The 21,759-nt window shown below is 55.9% G+C and carries 20 protein-coding genes; 12 read left to right on the forward strand and 8 right to left on the reverse strand.

The genetic code is table 11. The annotated features are described in order from the left end of the window. Positions 1 to 57 precede the first annotated feature (57 nt). Both VEG30_04545 and VEG30_04550 read left to right on the forward strand, forming a co-directional pair. The gene (locus tag VEG30_04545; GenBank protein HXZ79176.1) at positions 58 to 687 is read left to right on the forward strand and encodes a response regulator transcription factor; all 630 of its coding nucleotides are present in this window, start codon (positions 58 to 60) and stop codon (positions 685 to 687) included. A 224-nt stretch (positions 688 to 911) separates the two neighbouring features. Then, positions 912 to 1,232: a hypothetical protein gene (locus VEG30_04550; GenBank protein ID HXZ79177.1), complete on the forward strand. Its 321-nt coding sequence runs from the start codon at positions 912 to 914 to the stop codon at positions 1,230 to 1,232. A 74-nt stretch (positions 1,233 to 1,306) separates the two neighbouring features. Here VEG30_04550 and VEG30_04555 read toward each other — a convergent pair whose 3' ends face one another. The 4 genes from VEG30_04555 to VEG30_04570 all read right to left on the reverse strand — a co-directional run bounded on the left by VEG30_04555 (position 1,307) and on the right by VEG30_04570 (position 6,077). Then, positions 1,307 to 1,522 carry a hypothetical protein gene (locus VEG30_04555; protein HXZ79178.1) on the reverse strand — a complete coding sequence of 72 codons (216 nt, stop codon included), beginning with the start codon at positions 1,520 to 1,522 and terminating at the stop codon, positions 1,307 to 1,309. A 214-nt stretch (positions 1,523 to 1,736) separates the two neighbouring features. After that, positions 1,737 to 3,074: a TolC family protein gene (locus VEG30_04560; GenBank protein HXZ79179.1), complete on the reverse strand. Its 1,338-nt coding sequence runs from the start codon at positions 3,072 to 3,074 to the stop codon at positions 1,737 to 1,739. Positions 3,075 to 3,174: 100 nt separating this feature from the next. Next, positions 3,175 to 4,851 (reverse strand): MFS transporter, encoded by a 1,677-nt coding sequence (locus VEG30_04565; GenBank protein ID HXZ79180.1) that lies wholly within the window; start codon positions 4,849 to 4,851, stop codon positions 3,175 to 3,177. A gap of 8 nt (positions 4,852 to 4,859) precedes the next feature. Then, the gene (locus VEG30_04570; GenBank protein HXZ79181.1) at positions 4,860 to 6,077 is read right to left on the reverse strand and encodes an HlyD family secretion protein; all 1,218 of its coding nucleotides are present in this window, start codon (positions 6,075 to 6,077) and stop codon (positions 4,860 to 4,862) included. A 392-nt stretch (positions 6,078 to 6,469) separates the two neighbouring features. On the opposite strand from VEG30_04570, the gene VEG30_04575 reads away from it, so the two are divergent. Further along, positions 6,470 to 7,579, forward strand: coding sequence for an AI-2E family transporter (locus VEG30_04575; protein HXZ79182.1), 1,110 nt, complete (start codon positions 6,470 to 6,472; stop codon positions 7,577 to 7,579). 124 nt (positions 7,580 to 7,703) lie between these two features. Here VEG30_04575 and VEG30_04580 read toward each other — a convergent pair whose 3' ends face one another. Beyond that, entirely contained in the window at positions 7,704 to 8,057 is a 354-nt protein-coding gene (locus VEG30_04580; protein HXZ79183.1) for a hypothetical protein, read from the reverse strand. An 861-nt stretch (positions 8,058 to 8,918) separates the two neighbouring features. Here VEG30_04580 and VEG30_04585 point away from each other — a divergent pair. The 4 genes from VEG30_04585 (at position 8,919) to VEG30_04600 (ending at position 11,961) form a co-directional block, all read left to right on the forward strand. Next, entirely contained in the window at positions 8,919 to 9,503 is a 585-nt protein-coding gene (locus VEG30_04585) for a hypothetical protein (GenBank protein ID HXZ79184.1), read from the forward strand. A 4-nt stretch (positions 9,504 to 9,507) separates the two neighbouring features. After that, on the forward strand, positions 9,508 to 10,131 hold the full coding sequence (locus VEG30_04590; GenBank protein HXZ79185.1) for a hypothetical protein: 624 nt from the start codon (positions 9,508 to 9,510) through the stop codon (positions 10,129 to 10,131). Between the two features lie 64 nt (positions 10,132 to 10,195). Beyond that, entirely contained in the window at positions 10,196 to 11,014 is an 819-nt protein-coding gene (locus VEG30_04595) for a hypothetical protein (GenBank protein HXZ79186.1), read from the forward strand. Between the two features lie 26 nt (positions 11,015 to 11,040). Further along, complete coding sequence (locus VEG30_04600; GenBank protein ID HXZ79187.1) at positions 11,041 to 11,961, forward strand: universal stress protein; 921 nt, start codon at positions 11,041 to 11,043, stop codon at positions 11,959 to 11,961. A gap of 176 nt (positions 11,962 to 12,137) precedes the next feature. Here the strand turns inward: VEG30_04600 and VEG30_04605 are convergent, their stop codons facing one another. Then, a complete protein-coding gene (locus VEG30_04605; protein HXZ79188.1) occupies positions 12,138 to 13,319 on the reverse strand; it encodes a sigma 54-interacting transcriptional regulator in 1,182 nt (393 codons plus the stop codon). A gap of 389 nt (positions 13,320 to 13,708) precedes the next feature. On the opposite strand from VEG30_04605, the gene VEG30_04610 reads away from it, so the two are divergent. From VEG30_04610 to VEG30_04630, 5 genes are read left to right on the forward strand one after another with little or no spacing between them, the layout of a single operon-like run. Then, on the forward strand, positions 13,709 to 16,159 hold the full coding sequence (locus tag VEG30_04610) for a TonB-dependent receptor (GenBank protein ID HXZ79189.1): 2,451 nt from the start codon (positions 13,709 to 13,711) through the stop codon (positions 16,157 to 16,159). 56 nt (positions 16,160 to 16,215) lie between these two features. After that, positions 16,216 to 17,205, forward strand: a complete 990-nt coding sequence (locus VEG30_04615; GenBank protein HXZ79190.1) for a lysylphosphatidylglycerol synthase domain-containing protein — start codon at positions 16,216 to 16,218, stop codon at positions 17,203 to 17,205. After that, positions 17,187 to 18,434 (forward strand): CDP-alcohol phosphatidyltransferase family protein, encoded by a 1,248-nt coding sequence (locus VEG30_04620; protein ID HXZ79191.1) that lies wholly within the window; start codon positions 17,187 to 17,189, stop codon positions 18,432 to 18,434. Before VEG30_04615 ends, VEG30_04620 begins: the two co-directional genes overlap by 19 nt. Then, on the forward strand, positions 18,431 to 19,186 hold the full coding sequence (locus VEG30_04625) for a phosphocholine cytidylyltransferase family protein (protein HXZ79192.1): 756 nt from the start codon (positions 18,431 to 18,433) through the stop codon (positions 19,184 to 19,186). Before VEG30_04620 ends, VEG30_04625 begins: the two co-directional genes overlap by 4 nt. Beyond that, on the forward strand, positions 19,183 to 20,010 hold the full coding sequence (locus tag VEG30_04630; GenBank protein HXZ79193.1) for an endonuclease/exonuclease/phosphatase family protein: 828 nt from the start codon (positions 19,183 to 19,185) through the stop codon (positions 20,008 to 20,010). Before VEG30_04625 ends, VEG30_04630 begins: the two co-directional genes overlap by 4 nt. Positions 20,011 to 20,206: 196 nt before the next feature. On the opposite strand, the gene VEG30_04635 is transcribed toward VEG30_04630, so the two are convergent. Beyond that, positions 20,207 to 21,136, reverse strand: coding sequence for an alpha/beta hydrolase (locus VEG30_04635; protein HXZ79194.1), 930 nt, complete (start codon positions 21,134 to 21,136; stop codon positions 20,207 to 20,209). 11 nt (positions 21,137 to 21,147) lie between these two features. Further along, on the reverse strand, positions 21,148 to 21,753 hold the full coding sequence (locus tag VEG30_04640) for an ABC-type transport auxiliary lipoprotein family protein (GenBank protein ID HXZ79195.1): 606 nt from the start codon (positions 21,751 to 21,753) through the stop codon (positions 21,148 to 21,150). Between the last annotated feature and the right edge of the window lie 6 nt (positions 21,754 to 21,759).

A 21,759-nucleotide genomic window follows, 5' to 3' on the forward strand; every position in this document is an offset into this window, starting at 1 on the left:
ACAACGCGTCTAAGCGGCTGTTACAGTAACAGGGGCGAAAGAACGTGGGCGGGATAAATGGCTGAGGCCGCCAAAATACGAATCTTCTGCGTTGACGATCATCCTCTGGTGCACGAGGGCGTAGCTACCGTCATTAGGAGCCAGCCGGACATGGTGCTGGTGGCGGAGGCTGCCTGCGGGCGCGAAGCTATTCAGCGTTTTCGGGAACACAAACCTGACGTGACGCTGATGGACCTGCGGCTGCCTGATATAAGCGGGATCGACGCGATGATTGCGATTCGCTCGGAATTTTCAGAAGCCCGAATCATCATCTTGACGACTTTTTCTGGCGACGTGGAGATTCAACGGGCGCTGGAAGCCGGAGCCCGAGCGTACGTGCTGAAGAGTATGCCTCCCAAGGAACTGGTGGAAGTTATCCGCCAAGTACATGCGGGTAAGAAGCGAATCCCGCCGGAGATCGCAGCCTACCTGGCTGAACATTACAGCGATGAGGCCCTCACCACTCGTGAGATAGAAGTCCTGCAGCAGATTGCTGGCGGCAGTCGGAACCGTGATATCGCTGAAAAGCTTTTTATCACCGAAGAAACTGTCAAAGTGCACATCAAGCACATCATGGAGAAGCTTGGGGCTACCGATCGGACCCAGGCCGTGGCAATTGGAGTGCGGCGCGGAATCATCCAGCTCTAATACATTTGCAGCCCAGCTCCGGATACCTCGAAAGTGGTAGAAAAAAACTCCAACCCCTAGGGATTCATCCCCTCAGCAAAACCTCTACTCTAGGTCCTGGCTGTAAAAGGGGATGTTCGCTGCAAACAATGTTTTCCACGTTTCCGGATGGCTGGCCCGGCGCAGGTCTTCTGCTTCTGCGAGTGACCTGCGGGGCTGTTCTTGTTGCTCAGGGTATCGCCTACATGGGCGATAAGAGTCAACTGGGTTTTTTGGCGTTGGGTATTGCTGCTGCAATGATTGCAGCTGGGGTTTTCCTGCTGGTTGGGTTTTTGACCAAAGCTGCTGCAGTTATAGCGGCGGTCGCGGGCGTGACCGGGATTCTTGGGTGGCTACCGGGTTTCCACCTCGGTTTGCTTCAAACTCAAATGACTGCCGCGTTGGTGGCAGTCATCGAAGTAGCCATTATTTGCCTGGGCCCGGGAGCAATATCCCTCGACTCACGATTGTTTGGGCGAAGGGAAATTATCATTCCCGCCCTTTCATCGAAACCCGACTCCACTTAAGGAAGCGCGCGAATGAGTCACGCTCAGGCGATGAAAGATTCTTCCAGGCTCTGCGAGTGGTATTCATCGGTCAATCACGCTGCCCGACCACCCACCACAATTTCCAAGTCTGATAGGGTCATCCAGTACCCCAGGCGTCCGTCATAAACGAACTCCTGCTGGATGTAGCAACGGGTCACAGGTTCGAAGCTGTGCCGCCGGCGATTAGTGCTTACTGGATTGGGATTGCGCCATACGATTTCTAGCGAAGCCGTTTTCTCAGCATGACGTTCAGTTCTCAGCGTTGTCATTGCCTGCCACCTCATGGATGGCATTCTGGCAAACTGCCGTTCTTAACACATCACGAGATACAGTGTTTTTTTGCTACCCCGAGTGGATGGTGAGCGCATACCTCGTTAGGGGTGGGGAGAGATAACAGTGTGGGCGGTTATCGGGCTTTTTCGGGAAGAGAATTTCCGACGGCTCTAATGGACGAGAGTGATGGCAGGCAGATGTGGATAGCAATCAGGGACTCGTACGTCCGAGGGTCCGATTGAGATCGTCTCGGGCCAGCAGATAAGCCAGGCTGGCGTCCAGCAACCCGGCGCGTGCTTTCATGGCTTGGGCCCGAGATGCATCGCGCTGCGATGCCAGGGTGATACCCTGCTTGAACTGATCCTCGGAGAGCCGGGCATTCTCCACTCGCGCAGCCACATACTCTTTTCTCGTTTCCACCAAGGCACGGGCCACGTCCAGCCGGTTATAGATCGTGTTGACCCGAACTTCGATCTCGTCCTTTACTCGTTGCAGGTTCTCTTCCGCTTCCGAAACTTCATCCCGGCGTTCTCGCACGAGCGCTCGGCGTTTGCCGGCATCGAAGACGTCATAAGTGAGATTGATGCCGAAGGTACCAAAATTCCGGTCCAAGAACGGTACTCCATTTTGGTAGCTGTGCCGGGCGTAGGCAGTAATATCGGGTATGTATTCCGCCTTGGCCGCAGCGTGCGCCGCTCGTGCCTTTTCGAGGGCTTGGGTTGCTTCCTTGATTTCCGGGTTGTCATTGAGCGCGGCGCTAAGCGATTGTTCGCGTGGTTGTAAATCGAGCGCGACGTCAACATTAGGGTCGAGGATGAGCTTGGTGTTCAGAGGCAGTCCAAGCGCATCATTCAACTGAAGGGTCAGGTCAGCAATCTGCATGTCGGTAGCCAGCAGCGCCTGCCTGGCCTCGAGAAGATTGGCTTTGCTTTCGATCCGTGCCACTTCCAGCAGACTGCCGTTCTTGACCTGGTCTGTGTTCTCGTTCAAATTCTCGCTTCCTGACGTAATCAGGAGTTCTGCCGCTTCTTTCTGCAACTGGCTGGTGAGGATGCGATAGTAGAGCTCGTGCACACGGAAAACCACATCCGTCGATGCCTTGGTGAATGCGGCTTGGGAGCGGTTCAGGTCGGCTGTCGCCATTTTGTTCGCCTGATGGATCTTAATGAGCTGCGTTAATGGTTGGGCAAGCATGGTGCCGCTGGATTCAAATGTCTCCGTTCCCTGAGTAAGAAAAACGTTTGCGGCCGGAATCTCTGCACCGAAGGCGCCGGCGGGCACTTCGACCCGCTGCAGGTCCGTGATATGCAGGAAATTAGACTCGTTGGTAATGGAGGGAAAGTAGCCAGACTTCGCCATGCGTTTTTTTTGCTCTTCTGCTGCGACATCATAGGACGCCGCTTTCAGCGCATGATTCTGGCGTTGTGCGAGAGCAATGGCCTCCTGGAGCGTAATCCTGCGCTCTTGAGCTGCTGCGGCAGACCCCCATACACACGCGCAGAGCATCAGCAAGATGCAGCGGATAATCGCGTTGTTGCGCTTTTTCATAGAACCTTCCTCCAGCAAGGTGCAGGGCACAATGGTTCAGCCTCCACGCAGGTGTGGTTACGGACAGACCGGCAGAAGAGTGAAAACCGATCGCCAGCAATCATGAATTCGATTCCTTACGTTCGGACAATTGTTGCTGAATATCGCTGAGGTCCCCGTAGTTCATCGGCGACTTGTGCAGTAACGCAGTCAATAAAAGGCCCAGGACGCAGGTCCAGGCAACCAACAGGAAACCCTCATTGAGGCTCAAGGCATAGGCCTGAAGACGCAGCCGGGCTCCGATCAGACTAGCGGCGCGGGCGGCCGCGTCGGCCACACCGGATGATTTGGCGTAAACGCCCGCAGCCATGGCGTGAAGATTCACATCTGTGATCCAGGTGCCGCGGGCTACGTGCAGACCCAAAAGGTTCGAGTGCAGCTTCTCGCGCGTGGCGAGAAAGTGGCCCATGTAGATGGCCCCCGCTGTTCCACCAAATAAGCGAATGGTGTGAAACATCGCTGAGAATGTCAGGATCCAGGCAGGTTTCGCTAATCCTCCCGTGAACACTCCCTGCAGGATGATGCATCCCACCAGCCCGATGAGGGCAAACGATTGTCCGACGCCCATAAGCAGCTCGGTGCGATAGTAGTTCGCTGCCGACCAGGCCGTCGTGTACCCGGCGTTCAAGTAAACGGCGAAGGCGGTGCAGGTCAGACCCGCAGCCAGCACCAGACGAGGGTCTAGTTTCCGATGCATCAAAAGCGCCGCAATAAACGTAGTCAGCAACAGCGGTGCAGCGCTCCAGATCACAGCCGGCCCGATCTGCTCCGGTTCAAAGCCGCGAATGGCCAGTGACTGAGGGATTAGGATGATGGTTCCGGTGAGAGTAAACCGAAACCAGAAGAGCAGACTTCCCAACAAAAAAGTGTTCCATCGCCAGAGATAGGGGAGGGCTACCAGCGGGTTGGGACCGCGTAGTCGCCGTATGAGCGCGCAAAGGGTGAAGAGAGCCCCGGACCAGAACAGCGCGTTGAATACACCAGAACGCCACCAGTCAAGCCTTTCGCCTTGTTGAAGAGCTGCCATCATCAGCGCCAATCCCAGGCTGAGGTACAGAAATCCGACGAAGCTGGGCACCGCACTGTCCTTCTTTCGCGGAGGGGCTTTGGGTATCCCGAGATAGATGCATATCATCATCACCGGGGCAATTAAGGCCGAATTCCAGAACATCCAATGCCAGGAAAGATGCTCGCGGTACCAGCCATAGAGCGAGGGCGCCACATTGACGGACCCATCGATAAACGTGGCGTAGAACGCCATCGTGAAAGGCAGGAATCGAAGAGGACTAATGCGAAGTGCAAAAGTGAGCGTGAGCGGATAAAACGTGCCCGAGGTTAGCCCGGCGACAATCAAAGCCGCAACCAGCAGACTATAACTGTGGATGAGTGGGAGAAAGGCGCAGGTCACCGTAAATACCCCAGCGGCAAAGAGAAGGATGCGCCGTGGCCCCAGCAAACCTCCGAGATAGACGCTAAAGGGTCCGATGAACACGAGTGTCGCGTTAAACGCGCTGTCCAGCCATGCACCCTGATCGTAACTAATGCCCACATGGCCCTTCAGATCGGCAAGCCCCAGACTAAGCAAGCGTCCCGTCAACGTGACAAGGCCGGCTCCGAGAAGCACTCCGAAGATCCCTATGACCTGACGTGCGGATAACTCTACGGGGATCGCCGCAGCCGTGGCACGCGCAATCTCCACAGGGGTAGGTGGGCGGGCTGGAATCGTCGTGGCGGCCATGATTCGCGTTATCGTCTTGTGCGGACGGTGGCAGTTACAGAAAGACCTGGTCGCAGTTCGTCAGCCGTGCTGGCGTCATCCAGGGCGATCTTTACGGAAAGGCGCTGGACGACTTTCGTGTAATTACCGGTGGCATTGTCGGGCGGGAGCAGCGCAAATTGCGAACCACTGGCAGGCGCAATCTCGATTACTTTGCCGTGAAACGTCTTTCCCGGATACGCGTCAACACGGATCTCGGCTACATCGCCGATTTTCATGTTCGTAAGTTGTGTTTCGCGATAGTTCGCCTGGACCCACTTACTTCGGCTGACAAATGGAATTACTTGTGTTCCGGGAGACACCAGCTGTCCAGGCCGAACCTGTCGCTCGCCCACGCTACCGTCGTTGGGTGCCTCAATCCTGGTGTAGCCGAGGTTGACTTGCGCGACGGTGAGTGCGGCCTCTTTGGCGTGGAGATCGGCGATGAGCTGTGCCTCTTGCGAATCCAGCACAGCCAGGCCGCGACGTTCGGCATCCACGGATGACTCGCTACTCGCGAGTGCGGCTTTGGCCTGTTGCAGTCCGGCTTGCCGGCTGGTCAGTTGTGCGCGCGACTGCTCGTCCTGAGCCACGACTTGCTCAAGCTTTTGCCGCGTCGTTGAGTTGGTCTCCATGAGATTTTCCTGCCGGCGCCGCTCCGGAGCGGTTCGATCCACATCCGCCTGCGCAGCCTCAATCCCAGCTTGCGCGGATGAGATTTCCGCTCGTGCCTGCGATACTCCTGCCAGCGCACGGTCGACCTTGGCCTGCTGCAGCTGCTTCTGGCGGCGATTGTTTTCGATTGCGCTTTTGGCAGCTTCCACCGCGGCCTTGGCCTGGGCGACTTGGGCCTGGTAATCGTCATCATCGAGCTGAACCAGCAGATCTCCCTTGCGCACCGTTTGGTAGTCCGACACCTTTACGTCGCGAACGATTCCGGCCACTTTGGTACTTAGCGGCGTGAGATCACCTCGAACGTACGCGTCGTCTGTGACCTGCTCGATCCGGCCTCCCTCCCAGGCATTCCAGTTTCGTGTGATGGTGAAGATCACTGCAGCCGCCAGCAGCACCACCAAAGCCGGGGTTCCGTATTTCTGCCAATTCCGTCTGGTTTGCGCCGGGGGGTGCTCCGGTTCAGCCGTTCGCACCGGAGCCGGCGCCGGCTTCATGGTTTCACTTGGGATGGGACTTGCTTTTTCTGCAGCCACTCTCCACCTCTTTCCGCTGTGCGGGAGGCAATCGCGCAGTCCAACGCCACACTTAAAGCATTTTTATTCTGCAATCGTCATGCCAGACCACGTTACCGAGTATCGAACGGATTTCTTCCAGTTTGGCGGCATGACGTCGTCTGATTCCTGGGCAGATGTTTGTCTTGTGACGAGGGTTCGTCACCCCAGCGTAGTGGGCAATGTTAGCAACTCGTGGCGGTTTCAGCCAGAGAAGCCCTGCAAGTATTAAGTTCCACGGCGCGTGGGCTGCTCGTGATGCACCGCAGTCCAGGCATTGTTGTCCGGGCGGAAGTGGCCCCCATATTGCATACCTCACATTGGTTCCAGGCAGTGCCAGAAATGCCGTCGCAGGTCGCACTGAGGCCATACAAATGTCATTCCCCGAGCGTCGCACCGCAAACATTCTGATGACGATATTGTTCTTCGCTGTCTTGTGCGCAGCTGTTTACAGCGCTCGGCGCATTATTCTTCTCTTTGTCCTGGCGATTTTTTTCGCCTACTTGCTTAATCCTGTGGTCAAGTTTTTACAGAGTCATTCCCTGTTCTTCAGGAATCTGAGAGGGCCAGCGGTCGTGGAGGTTTATCTTGCGTTCTTGATTCTGATCGGGGTGCTGGGATACTTGTTCGCGCCGGGTGCGGCAAGACGCACCGTGAAGTTTATGGACCAGGTTCCAGTTGTGATGGATGGACTGGCAACGGGAAATATTGCCGGCGACCTGAGGCAAAAATACGATTGGAGCGAGGAACAGGAAATTCGCTTCAGAGCGTTTCTGGCGAGGCATAGAGAAGGAATTCAGAGCCTGGTGCCAACCGTAGACCGTTACATTTCCAATGCTGCGCAGATAATCGGCTGGTCACTTCTGATTCCTGTCCTGGCGATCTTCTTCTTGCGCGACGGGCAGCACATCGCCGATGTCCTCATCCGAATCTTGTTTCCTTCAAACCGGTACGCAAGAGTCTGGACAGTAGCCAATGATCTTCACGAAATGCTCACACGATATGTGAGGGCGCAGCTGCTGCTCTGTGGTCTGTCCTTCCTGTTTTATTTGATCGCCTTGCTGCTTCTGGGATTTCCGCACGCCATTTTGTTTGCCAGCCTGGGGGGAGTGCTGGAATTCATTCCTGTGGCGGGCTGGATCACGACATTCGCGACGATTGTCGGTGTCGGGCTGCTGAATCACTGCCACTGGCTCTGGATGGCAGCATTACTGCTCATTTGGAGAGTGATCCAAGACTATTTCGCGACGCCCCGGATTATGGGAAGTCACCTGAAGATCCACCCTCTGGCCGCAATTTTTGCGGTGCTGGTAGGAGCCGAAATCGGAGGGATCGTCGGAGTTTACCTAGCCGTACCTTTGATGGCGGCCCTGCGTCTGATCTTCAGTGCTTATGCTGGAGAGCGCACTAGCCGGGGCCACTATCATCATTTCGACGCTGCTCCGGAAGTGCCATCTAGCCTGGCGGAGACGGCTATCAGCTGACCTTGGTGCAATCCCCTCCGCGCCCCCATGCTCCCGGGGACATAACCTTCTGCGCGGCGACGCACTGGGGCCTTTGATCTGTTAGAGTTTCAGCCCAATCGACTCGCCCAGCAGCGGTTGGCAGCTACTTCGATTGCTTGGCCTCGGCAGCCGGTTTCTGGCTAATAATTGGCACTTCTATCGACTCGCCCAGTATGTTGTTGTAGGTAATTGTCTTTTTTCCGACCAGCACCAGCACGTCACGGCCAGCCGCATATTTCACAGTGTCAGCACCCTGCGGCGGTGTGTATAGAACTACATAAATGGTATTGCCTGCTTTAAGCGAAACTTCGTAACCGCCGGCATTACGCTCACTGTCACCTGCAGGCTGATGAGGTTTGACAGCCGTAATTGTGGCCACTTGATAGTTCGACGCTGACTGGCAAAACATCGAAATGGTGACTAAGCAAATACAGAACAAACACATCAGTCTCAGCATTCGTCTCTCCTCGTGTTTCGTGAAGCATTTGACGCTCCAGTCCCCACCGGGCTGCGAGAAAGCGCGGGCATGCAGCGTGGTATGTCCCTTCTCGTAGAGCGAACAGATACTTGACGGAAATTTAGCACGTGATAGGACCTTGTTGTCACAACAAGTAAATCTCCGTGTCTCGGCGCTCGCCACTTGTTGAGAATCCCTGGCCTGACACTCGTCATTTGTGTCTTGCAGTTGGCATCCCGCTTGCAAGCTCATATACCTGCGAGGCGGCAGCCGGTTTACTTGGTCCCAAGACGTCTCCGAAAGCCAACCAGCGCGGAGCGCTTGAGAGCGAGAGACTTCCGGCAGGTTTGTTCCTCATACGTAACCTGGCTGCTCCTCGCGTTGTAAATGATCTGGAGCCAATCTCGGCGCAGAACTCCACCCTTAGGAGCAGAGCATGACGATTATTGAAACGCTACCCGGAACTACTAAGGACAGCATCATCTCTTCGCTTATCAATTTGGTCTGCCCACAGTGTGGCGGAGCCATGATGGAATTTCAATGTCGCGGTAAGTGTCGTAGGGACTGGTTTCCGGAATGGGTGTGGGCTAATGCAGTCCTGAGCTCTGAATAATCGGGCTACCGCAAACAGAGGCCAATCAGCTGCCACATGCCAATGGTTTGCCCGTATTTCGGCGGACGTGTATGAGGCCAATTGCTTAACAGGTACCGCTTGACGCTGTATGTCTCAGGGTTTGAGCCGCAACTCTTGCAGCTGGAAAGCAATTCGGTTTGGAATTCTGGTTGCACGTGGTTAGGTGAATTTTTGTTGCCCGCCCGAGGACGAAGAGGTTCCGTTTTGGGGTCGGGGCCGGAGAGAACATGAATCGTAAAGCTATTCAGAGGTATGGCACGTCGGACTTGCCGATCGCTCGTCTGACCCTCAGTTTCCTCATTTTGTTCGTCTTTTGCAACGCTGCGGCGTTTGCTCAGAGCACCAGCCAACCAAGCAGTTCGACTACCCCGTTCAGCGTTCAGGCTACCCATCTACTGGGTTTCGCAGGCGCTCGGGATAACGCAAACGGGACTGTCTCGCTCGACGGCGATGTTCTGAAGTTTGAGACGAACGGAAGTCCCGCCAAACAGATCAAAACCGCCTCCGTCCAGGATGTGTTTGTAGGCGATGAAAGCAAGCAAGTTGGCGGGTTGCCGATGACGTTAGGCAAAGCAGCCGCTCCCTATGGCGGCGGGCGAGTGGTTAGCCTCTTTGCCCACAAGAAGTACGACACTCTTGCTCTGGAATATGTTGACGCCAATGGAGCGATCCATGGAGCGATCTTCCAGTTGAACCCAGGGCAAGGAGAGGTTCTGAAAAATGAACTCATCGCCCGAGGCGCGCATGCCAGTCACAAGGATGAAGAACCCTCAAAACAAAGCACTGCGGAGGTTACGCGTGAAAGCAAATAAACGAATGTCATCGGTTCTGCTGGCCGCGGCGACGATCTTGATTACGGCTACAGGCGCGCTTCAGCTCTTTGCCCAGAATGGGGGCACGAAAACGTCACCAGGAAACAACAGCTCCAATTCCAAGGAATGGAGCGTGCAGGTGGACCAGGTTGACCCTGGCGATTCAGGCCTCTCATCTTCCTTCCAGCTTGCCATCTACGAGAGCCTTTTGCACGAGTTGGACAAGACGAAGGAATTCAAACAGGTATTTCGCGAAGGCGACCGGAATGCCAATGCCGTTCCTGACCTGCTGATCCTCAAAACCAGTGTGCAGAAGTACACACCCGGAAGCGAGACTAAACGTGCGGTAACCACTTTTGGCGGGGCAACAAAGCTAACCGTCCGCACTCAACTGTGCACGCCGGACGGCAGGGTCATCTGGGAACACGTGGTCGACGGCAATGTGCGTTTCATGGGCGGCAACTTGCGCGCTACTCATAACCTGGCTCGCAATGTAGCCAAGACCATCAAGGAATCGTCTGTGCCGGGCCCTTCGCACGCGGCCCCGGTGCAGGGTGGGCAAGGATCTGTGGTCTCGAGAGAGCGTGCGCCGTCAGTACCGCAGCACCCTGGAGCGTCGCAGGGATGATCCGGGCGCGCCAATCAAATCGCAAGATTGAACAACGATATTCGAACTTCTGGAGACACGAGATATGACAGCAGCGAACACGAAACTCAAACTCACTCTCTTAGCCGCTACATTTGCCGCAATAACAATATTTGCGGTGGCGGCAAGGGCGCAGTCTGATCAGGAAAACCGGAAGGAAATTACTTCTCCTCTCCACGCTTTGCGTTCCGGGATCACCGAAAACCAGGTTCTCGCCGAAATAGATGCCCACAACGAGCTTCGAAAGTCGGCCCTGTTTGACTACACAGTCCTTAGGACCTATCAAGTCAGTGATTTGAAGGGCAAAGTGCATGCCGAGGAAGTTGGGCGGATGGAGTTCCGTGCACCTGACGAGAAGAGGTTTGTGCCAACGTCTGAAAAAGGATCGGAACTCGTTCGGCGAATGGCGCTGAATCCGCTAATCTCCAGCGAAATCGAAGCCGCTGCCGGTAAGAGTCATCATGACAGCGCCATCTCACCGGCAAACTACTCCCTGAATTTGATCGGTGAGCAGCAGGTTGGATCTCACCTCTGTTTCGTAGCGCAGGCAATTCCCCGGCGGAAAGACAAGTACTTGTTCGAAGGCAAATTGTGGGTTGATGTTAATGATTACGCCGTAGTTCGCATCGAAGGCCATCCTGCGAAAAAACTGTCTTTCTGGATCGAACGAGCTGATTTCGTGCGCCAGTACCAGAAGATCGATAATTTCTGGCTTCCTGAAAGAGATCAGACCTTTGTCCAGGTCAGGCTCTATGGCAAGAAAGTTCTGACTATCGAACACCAAAACTATGTTGTGAATGCGGCTCAAAACAAAGAGGGATCAACCCAGGAGGCTCGCGCACGGCACCTCGTTGGCGCCGAGTAGGTCCGACACGGCTTCGAGAGACAGATATGGCGATGGCAGATCCGCAGGAAGGGATAGTACAACATTCATTCATCAGCCCGGATCAGCTGAGCGTGCGCAACATTCTAATGGCGACTGACCTCTCGGAATGCTCAGAACGAGCCCTCAGCTGTGCGTTGGGAGTCGCCAGCCGCTATCAATCGCGGTTGCATCTCTTTCACTGTATCGATCCGATACCTTACGACATGGTAGACCCGGGCGCCGTCCAGACGACCCGCGATGACGCCAAGAGCGAGCTCGAACGGCTGATATCGGGGTTTCGCAAGCAAGACCGGCTCAAGAATGTCGAAGTCCACATCAAAGTTGAGGCCGGAGACCTGGCCGGAATTTTTCCAGATATTGTTAAAGACCTTCATCCTGATCTGATCGTTGTTGGTACCCATGGTCGAACGGGATGGCGGAAAATGGTTTTGGGATCGGTTGCCGAGATCATTGTGGACCAATCTTCGTGCCCGGTATTGACCGTAGGCCCCTCCGCCGATCGGCCGCGAATGCAGGAATTCGGACCTCAAAGCATTCTCTTGGCCAACGTAGCCCCAACCCGCTCCGCACTTGCAGAATCGTATGCCCTTTCACTGGCCCGCAAATATGGTTCCCAGCTCCACACTGTGGACGGTCGCGAAAAGGAGTGGAGCCGTGTGACCGCGAACGGGTTGGAGTATGAAGCGCCCGAAACCGAGCGAAGAGACGCGACATTCGATATTGCACTGAGCGGTCCTCAGCATTCGCCAGCGGACTCCGGCGTGCAAAGTGATCTCATTTTGTCAGTAGCTCATCAGATTGCCGCCGACCTGATCGTGCTTTCCGTACCGGGGGGTCACAGGTTTGCTGACCGATTTCTGTCTACGAACCCATATCGAGTGCTCTGCGATTCCCCCTGTCCAGTATTAACCGTGCATGCGCGATAGCCGCGCTACGGGATAGGCAGAGCGTCCCGCCTCGATGTCGTCCGATCCACAACTCATTCTTGCCGCCGCAGCCAGCGAATACACATCTTTGGGAATATGGGCTGGCGGACGGCTTGCAGACGCGGGGGGAAGTCCGCTCGCCGTCGGTAATTGTTGATGGAACAGGGGCACGGGAATCACTGTGGGCGACACTGGATCCCCAGCTTGCGGATGCGGTATGCCAGTGTTGTACGTTTCATCCCGAGGCGGGCTGCTGCGCCATTCGGCCCCCCAGTCACCCAGTTCGATTCCCGTAAGGCGCGCAGCACATGTTCGCGTTGCATCTCCTCCAGGGTACTCAAGTCCGTGGGAGAAGGATGTTTTGTCTCCTGCTGTAGTTCGTCCAGCGGAGCGCGAAGGGAAGTTCCGGGTGAAAGAATAACCGCACGCTCGATAAAGTTCTGCAACTCCCGTACATTGCCTGGCCACGCATAGCTGGCAAGCATCTCCATGGTGCGAGCCGGGATGGTATCGATTCGCCGATTCATTCGTTGCGCATATTTGTCCACGTAGTGGCGGACAACAAGCGGTATATCCTCGCGGCGATCGCGCAATGGAGGGACTACGAGGGGAAACACATGCAGCCGATAGTACAGGTCGCTGCGGAAGGTCCCCTCTTCTACCATCTTCTTCAGGTCACGGTGGGTAGCAGCGATTACGCGTACATCAACCTGCTGAGTATGAGTGCTGCCCAGGCGCTCAAACTCATGCTCCTGCAGGACTCGCAGCAGTTTGGATTGCAGCTCGAGCGGAATGTCACCGACTTCGTCTAAAAACAGGGTTCCCTTATCCGCTACTTCGAAGCGGCCGGGCTTTCGCGTAATGGCGCCAGTGAAGGCGCCTTTTTCGTGCCCGAACAGCTCGCTCTCCAACAGACCCGAGGGTATAGCGGCACAATTCACCTTCACAAAGGGCCGATCACGACGCGCACTACGGTTGTGAATGGCGCGAGCCACGAGCTCTTTGCCGGTGCCCGTCTCTCCTTGAATCAATACTCCAGAGTCGGTGGGGGCTACCACCTCTACTTGCTGCAACACTCGTCGGAGAGCGGGGCTGCGGCCGACGATCTCTTCAAAGTAGGCGTCGCCGGTCAGTTCATCCTCCGGGTAAATTCTCTCCTCGCTGAATTCGGATTTCAAATTTCGCAATTCTGCCTGAAGTTGCGAGTTCTCGATGAGAATTGATCGGGAAAGGTGTGACAGTGCCTCAAATCGTGCTTCCAGCGGCTCCGAACCGGTCACCAGCTGTTCGAACGCCGCGTGCGATGCGTCATATACAAACGGAGTCTGCGATGTCGTTCCAGATTCGACTGTGTTCATGGTCTCTCCCTCATCCCACTACACGATGATGGATCTGAATCAATTCACCGACAACCCTAGATAGAGGTCTTTTTCGCTCACAGGATGAAGTGACAGTGCGATACCACTTTCGAGGAAGAGTGCAGTAACCATCTTCCGGGTGAAGGAGATGCGGGCTTTCCACTCCCAAGCATTTCCATGCGCACGGTTGTACTCCAGGCGGCAAGCAATCTGCCAAGACTTCGACAAGTGTCAAGTCCCGGGCGCTTTCTGAAATGGGATTCGCGGCAAAAAGTATCCGCGTCAGTTTCTTTCAAATACCCAACCGCTCAAGACTTGGATCAATCCGCGCGGGCTGGTTGGCCGTTTGGACGCCTCATTGCATTCACCTTTGCTGAGAAGAAGCAGCCATGCGAAGAATTTCACTCGTCGTTGCATTCACTGTACTGGTCCTGATGCCTTGCTTATCGCAAGACACTACCGTGGTACCCGGATCAATTCGCGGTGAGGTGATTACCAAGACCCAGAACGGAGAACCTGCCGTTTTGCCGAACGCGCACATCGTCCTCCAGGGGCCCAAAAACAAGGAAACCGAGTCGGACGCGCGGGGAGCATTCACTATCGATAACCTTCCCCCAGGAACGTACCAAATCGAAGCGAGTGCTCCTGGTCTTAACACCGCACTGGCAGTGGACGTGAAGCCGGGCGCAGCATCAGTACTGGTGATCGAGCTGAACGTCGCAGCGGTTGCGAGTAGCGTGACGGTCACCGCGAGCGACCCTCCTCCAATTGAAGAATCGGCTCAGAAGAACACTATCAGCCAATCGACCATTGAAGCAGCGCCCAACCAAAACGAGAAAATCGAGACTCTGTTGCCGCTTGTCCCAGGCGTTGTCCGTGGACCCGATGGCATGATCAATATGAAAGGCGCCCAGTCCACACAGGCAGGCTGGCTGGTGAATTCAGCGAACGTGACAGATCCAGCGACCGGCGGGCAAGCCATAAACCTGCCCATCGATGTGGTCTCTTCCGTTCAGGTTATTTCCAATCCTTATGATCCCGAGTACGGAAAGTTCACGGGAGCAATCTCGAGTGTCGAGACCCGTAGCGGCAATCTCGACAAATTCCATTTCTCCATGCAGAACATCGTCCCGCGAGCTAGAGACCGCGACGGTCACATCGTTGGGATTGGGGCTTTCACGCCGCGGGCGACCCTCACCGGCCCAATCATAAAAGATAAGCTGGCCTTCACCCAGTCTCTCGAGTACCGCTACGTTCGCACTCCGGTAGAGAGTCTCCCTCCACTCCAACGCGACACGAAGCTCGAGAGCTTCGACTCATTCAGTCAACTGGATTGGAAGATCAACGAAAAGCAGACAGCAACCCTGTCTGTCGCAGTTTTTCCTCAGAAACTCGACTACCTGGGTCTGAATACCTTCACTCCGCAACCCTCCACTCCAGACCTCCATCAGCGTGGATATCAGCTCTCGGCGCAGCATCGTTACGCCTCAGAATCGGGCGGCCTGCTCAGCTCGCGCCTGGCCTACTCGCAGTTCGATGCAGACGTGCTTCCCAACAGTCAAGATCCTTATCGCCTGCTAGTCGAAACGACCGAAGGCGGATTCTTCAACCGTCAAGATCGGCGCACCCATCGGGTGGAATGGCAGGAAATCTACTCGGCCCCCAGGAAGCACTTCTTAGGCGAACATCAGCTGAAGGCGGGATTGGATTTTTCTCACAGCTCGTACGATGGTCGCCAGCAGTTTCTGCCGGTAGACATTGTCGGTGTGGCCGGGTCGGCGTTGGAACGAATCGACTTTAGCCCGGCTACCAATTTCTCCGTCCGCCAAAACGAATTTGCCTGGTTTCTCGGAGATCAATGGACGCCTTGGTCCCGCCTGGCGTTGGACCTCGGCGCGCGATTCGACACCGATTCAATCACCGACTCGACTCATCCTGCGCCCCGCGCCGGCTTGACGCTGGCCTTGACCCGCGATCGCAAGACCCTGCTGAGGGCAGGCGGCGGATTGTTTTACGATCGCGTTCCCCTGAACGTCCCAGCTTTCCCATCCTTCCCGAATCGCACAATTCTGACTCTGGATCCGGCGGGCGCGACGATTTCGTCGATTCCATATTCAAACGTCATCAACGGGAGACTGGAAAATCCCCGAAGCGAAGCTTGGAATGTCGAGCTTGACCGGCAGGTTATCGACCACCTGCTGATTCGCGTCGCCTACCAGCAGAGAAACACCGTCCGTAATTTTGTCCTCACGCCGGCAACAACTGCGAACGGCAGCGTCTTATCGCTGGCCAGCAGCGGGCGAGACTTCTACCGCGAATTCCAGGTCACCGGCCGCTACCAGATTCGCCAGCACACGCTGAATGCGTCCTACGTGCGATCCAAGGCAACCGGTGATCTCAACGACTTCAATCAGTTCTTCGGAAGTGATCCTCAGCCAGTGATCCAGGCTAATGCCCGGGGACCATTGCCCTTCGATGCACCTAATCGCTTTCTGGCCTGGGGTGAGTTTTACGCACCCTGGAAGATCACAGTGCTGCCGGTTCTCGACGTTCACACCGGTTTCCCCTACTCGGTTGTCGACCAGATGCGCGAGTTTGTGGGCCCGCGCAATGAACTGCGTTTCCGACGCTTCAACTCGGTGGATGTTCAGGTGCTTAAGGGATTCACAGTGCCCTTCCGGGGTAAGGAGCGCAACATAAAAGTAGGCCTGGGAGTATTCAACGTTTTCGACCACTTTAATCCACGCGACGTGCAGAACAACCTGGACAGCTACCGCTACGGTGAATTCTTCAACTCTGCGCCTCGGACCTTCAGAGGCAAGTTCGTCTTTGCATTCTGATGATGACGAAACTCAAATCAAATTCGAAATTGAGCCGCGCGCGCGGGAGCTGGCATGTGCGGAAAGCCAACTTGATTGCAGCAGTCATCGGGGCAGCCCTTTTGGCATGGGTGATCATGCACTCAGGCAGGCTCGTAATCATTCAGCAACTGACGGCACTGCGAATTGCGCTGCCCATTGTGGTCGCGCTCAGTTTGGGCCGCCTCCTAATGCAGACCCTCAGCTGGTCGGCATCCCTCAAGAATGAAGGCCTCGAAGTTGGAGTGCTACGGCTGATGGGGATTCGGCTCGCGTCACAGGCAATGGGCTATCTCACCGTGTTCGGGCCTGTTGTTTCCGAGCCCATGAAGATCAATTTGCTGCGTACCCCTGTAGCCTCAACCGCCACGGCAACATTTCTTGACAACGGAGTTTACTGGTTCACGTCTGCGCTTCTCGGCATTGCCGGCTGCTTCTGCCTCAGCCTGTTGAAGACCCGCGGGAATTCGGTTCTGGCGCTTTGCGCTGTGTTCGTGCTGGTGATTGCGTTCATGGCGAGACGCAAATCCGTTCTCTCAAGTATTGCCGGAGCACTCGGGAAGCGATCACCGTCGTGGCTCAACCGGGCTGGAGAGATTGAATCTTCCATACGCAATCTGCGCACGGAGAAGCCAGAGCTGGTGAGTCGGATGTTTTGGCTCAGCATGGGATGTCAGCTCCTGTTGGCTTCGGAGGTGGCGGTGGTGTTGTGGTCACTGCGTCTGCCTCTTCATCTGGTGACGGTGTTCGCCATCGAAGGCCTGACCCGCGCAGTCAAGATGATGTCGGGATGGGTTCCGGCGCGTCTCGGGGCTGACGAAAGTGGGGCGATGTCTGCATTCGCCGCGTCTGGGCTGTCTCCGGCGTTCGGCCTGACACTGGCCTTCACACGTCGCGCACGCGATCTTTCCTGGGCCCTGGTCGGCCTGGCATGGCTCGCCTGGCGATCGCGGGTTTCCAGAGAGAGCAAGACCGAGGGTGAAACCATGTTCACGGAAGGGGCACTGCCATGCAAGTCGTTGTCGTAGTTCCCGAGACCACGTCGACTGCGGACCGCGCCAAGCTTACACGAAGGATCTGCGGAGTCGGCCTCCTGGCAAGAAGTTTGGCCACTGCGCAACGCGCTGGAGCCAGGGATGTTCTTTTGATTTGGCCGCAGAGCATGCTTGTGCAGATGGCGGAGACGGTTCTCGGGTCTTCCCAGCTCCGGAAGAATGGCAAGGTCAGGCTCGTACCGATCAAGGATTTTGATCCGAATTCGCTTTCAAGTTGGGCAAGTCTCCAGGATCTCCTGGAGGACCGATTTGTCTGGTTGCCCTGGAACTGGGTCACGTATCCCCGAGCTCTCGCCGCCCTCCCAGAGTCGGAGCAGTCGCATACGAACTGGACTGTACCAGCGTGGGTCTCCAAAGCGACGGTGGCTTCTGAACCAAGCCTGGCGCCCCAGGGCAGAAGCTTGCCGGAGGGCATCGCGGTCACTTCTGACGAGTCCGCTGAGGCCGCGGAACGCTTTCTTGTCGCAAACTCCGGAAAAATACTGGACGGAATCCACACTTCATTCAACCGTCGCCTGTGTCGTCCGATAGTCAGATGGCTCTCGCACACTCGCGTGACCCCGAACGCAGTCACCTTCGGAGGAGTGATGGTGTCGATTCTTTCCGCGATGGCCTTTGCACGTGGAAATTATTGGTCATATGTCGCCGGCGCCCTCCTGTTCTTCATTGCCGGCTTGTTCGACGAGATGGATGGAATGTTGGCTCGTATCAAGTTCGCCGATTCGCCCTTCGGAACCTGGCTGGAGGGCTTCGCGGATGGGCTCAGCTACTTGCTCTTATTCGGCGGCATCACCATTGGACTCTATCGCCAGTACGGCAGCCGCGAACTCTGGGTGGGTGCAGCCCTGTTGGTTGGAACTGTCCTGTCAATTGCTATTACTTCACTCCAGCGAAAACGTGCCACCAGTGCCGACCGTCCCAGTGAATACCTGGGAACGTTCTACCGAAAGCTAGAGAAGGACTCCTCCAACTGGATTTCACGTGCGGTGCGGCACGCTCAAGCGTTCCAAAAGAGGGGCGTGGCCGTTCACTACGTCGTGATCTTTACCGTTCTTGGTGGACTGCCTGTGCTTTTCTATCTGGCAACATTGGGTAGCCATCTTACCTGGACACTCGCCCTTTATTTCAACCACAGGTTCTTCAAGCAGGCGACACCCAACCTTCCTCTGAGGGAAATCCAGGTGTCGCAGGAGGCATCATGAAAGCAGTGATTCTGGCGGCCGGGCAAGGCACACGAATTCGTGCCGTCCACGGCGAACGCCCCAAGTGTCTGATTGAAGTTAATGGCAGGACCATACTCGACCACCAGATCGAAGCCCTGTGGGGAGCGGGAATCGAGGAGATCGCCATCGTGATCGGGTATGAGAAGCAGCAAATCGTTCGCCATGTGCGGCAGCGATTCGGGCATCGCAAACCCAAGATTGACTTCATCGAAAACCCGGCTTTTGCCCTGACTAACAATATTTATTCGCTTTGGCTGGCACGCGAGTGGCTCAACGGGGATGGATTCGTTTGTCTCAACGCCGACGTTGTTTGCGACCCTCAGATTCTCAATTCCGCCCTGAAAGCAAATTCACTGGTCTCGATGATTGTGGATCCGGAATGGCGGGATGAGACCATGAAGGTGATTGTCTCGCGCGGACGAGTAATTCGGATGAGCAAGAAGATATCGAAGCTGGAGTTTAGTGGAACTTATATCGGCATCACCCTGTTCGATCGAGCAGTCAACGCCCGATTCTTCGCCAAAATGCAGGATCTGATCGAAGCCAGCCGGGTGAATGAGTTCTTCAATGTTGCTGTCCAGGAACTTGTAGACGAGGGTCTCTGGGTGGGCTTCACCACGACAGCAGGAGCGCCTTGGGCAGAAATCGACGACCCGGTTGATTTAACATTTGCCCAGCAGAGTGTTTTTCCCCAGCTCGCTTCGTCCGCTACAGTAGAAACATGGCAATGAAGGAAATCATTAGCGGCAGCTATGTGCCTTTCCAGTGGGTAGTCTGGCCGCCGCGGGAGCTGCGCATTGTCGATTGGAACATCGATCGTGGCCTGCAGTTAGACGGGATCATCAATTTCCTGGCATCGGCAAATGCCGACATTCTCATCCTTCAGGAAGTGGATCTCAATGCGCGCCGTACGCGGCACCTGAACGTAGCCGAAGAGATTGCCCGGAAGCTGCAAATGGAGTATGTGTTCGGCCGGGAGTTTGAAGAGCTTGTCCAGGGATCCAAAACCTCTCCCGCGTACCATGGGCAAGCTATTCTCTCGAAATGGCCCATCTCTAATCCTCGCCTGATCCGTTTCTCGCAACAGTCTCATTTCTGGCAACCCCGCTGGTTTCTGCCCCGGATCGAGCCCTTCCAGGAGAGACTCGGAGGAAGAATCGCGCTGGTGGCAGACATCGATATCGCGGGGAGCAAATTCATCGTCTACAACCTTCATCTGGAAAGCCGTGGAAATGACGAACTGCGTTTATCACAGGCGCAGGAAGTCTTGTCGGATGCGGCACGCCAGGACGTCCGCTGTCCCCTGGTGATCGCGGGCGACTTCAACCTGGATGCTTCCAAAAATAGTGCGGCTTTGGGATTTGCCAAGCAGGGGTTCCAAGATGCGATTGCGGTTCCACGCGCACCCACCACCCCGGGGCGTGGTTTGTTTGAATCCGGGCGCCGAATCGATTGGGCATTCATTCGTGGACCTATACAGGCTGGCTCCGGGCGCGTACATAGCCAGGTAAAGGCTTCGGACCATTACCCAATTTCTTTTACGCTGACTGCATAGTCCAATCGATCCCGGGGACCCCTGCTTGGCAGTATTGGTTCTACGCTCCGCGCGCGCCGTCCCAGGCTGAAGCAGATTCGTCAATATTATTCAGCAACCGGGATCGAGGTTGGTTGTATTTTCGCCTGTTCGCTTGTACCCATGTGCAATCTAGACTGTGCCGCGCACCGGGCCAGGGCTATCCCACCGGGTTTACCTACTGCCGACTTCTGTCCTGACCCGCCTCGCGGGTTGCCAGCACTCCAGACATCCAGCCAAGCAAGTTTTCCAGAACTTCGTGCCGGTTGATCTCATTGAGCATTTCGTGCCGTCCATCGAAATAGAAATGATGGGCGATGTCGGACATGCCCGCTTTGCGATAGCGCTCTATCAGGGTTTTGACTCCTTCAAGCTGCTGACCCACGGGATCTTCGCTCCCCGAAAACAGGTAGATGGGTAGATCAACGCGTATGTTGCGAAGGTTAGCAGGGTCGGACAACCGAGGCGCAGCAGCGAGAAACGATGCAAAGGAAGGTGGCTGAAGCTGCGCAAAGCACAGAGGGTCGTTAATAAATGCATCTACTATTGCGCGATCGCGGCTTAACCAATCGACCGCGGTCCGCGCCGGTTCGAAGCGCGCATTCAAAATGTTTTTCCCCGCCGGCGCTGAGTTCGCCACATGAGCGAGTCCATCGAGAGCGCCCGATCCGGAGAGAACGAGTCCGTTGATTTCGCGGCTATGGTTGAGCACATATTCTTGCGCCGCAAAGGAACCCATGCTGTGTCCCAGCAGGAAGAATGGCTTATCACGATTTTCTTCCTTGGCGATACGGCTTAGCCGCACCATGTCCTCGACCAGCAGATCGAAGCCTCCCTCGCCGAAATCGCCCAGGTATTTGGCGGAGGGTGCGGTACGGCCGTGTCCGCGATGATCGTTTCCGTAGACGATGAAACCGGCGGATATCAGGACTTCAATCGTGCCGGCGTACCGCCCGATGTGTTCACCCATACCATGCGCAATCTGGACTACGGCGCGCACTGGGCCACGGCTATCCCAGCGGGCGCACGCTACTTGCAATCCATCAACGCTGGAAAATCGAAACTCGCTGGAAGGCATCGTTAAGGGAAGATTGCTGTGAACTGCCATAGCACCCTCGGTCATTTCGAAACTGCGGCAGGAGGTGGCGTCAGCAATTTCTCAATCGCACGCTCCATGGTTTGATTCATCGCGGATACAACCCCGGGTACGTCGCGATTGGCGACCGTTCCGCTCTCGAGAACCGAGTTGGTCCACACCGTTGCACCGCTGGCAAGACTCGTCATTTGAGCAGAAATCGCGACCTCCACCCTGATTCCACCGTCATAGTCGGTTTCCTCCAGCTTTTCCAGCCGCCCGCTCAGTATGTAATCGACATCCGCGCGTCCGTCGTACGACTTTACCTGGGTAAAGTTTCCGCTTGCGCGCAGACGATCGATCACCGCATTGGTAACGAGCTCGCGTGGATCCTCCGCCCAGCGGTGATAGTTATAGAAGCCGATCTGCTCGGGAGTGGTTTTATAGACGATAGCGCCCTGTCGCAGGTAAGCCGGCGATCTAAACTCGCGTATCGCTAACGATGCACGGACGCCTTCCGGGGCCGGCGGATCCGGTGGCGGCGGCACTTGCAGAGTGTAGTACTTCGGGTATTTCACCCCACCTCCGCAGCCAGCCAAAACGATCGAGGCGACCAGCACAACCAGCGCGGCTATAGAATGCGTTTTCATATCCAT

This window comes from Terriglobales bacterium, from assembly GCA_035624455.1.
Taxonomy (GTDB): domain Bacteria; phylum Acidobacteriota; class Terriglobia; order Terriglobales; family Acidobacteriaceae; genus DASPRM01.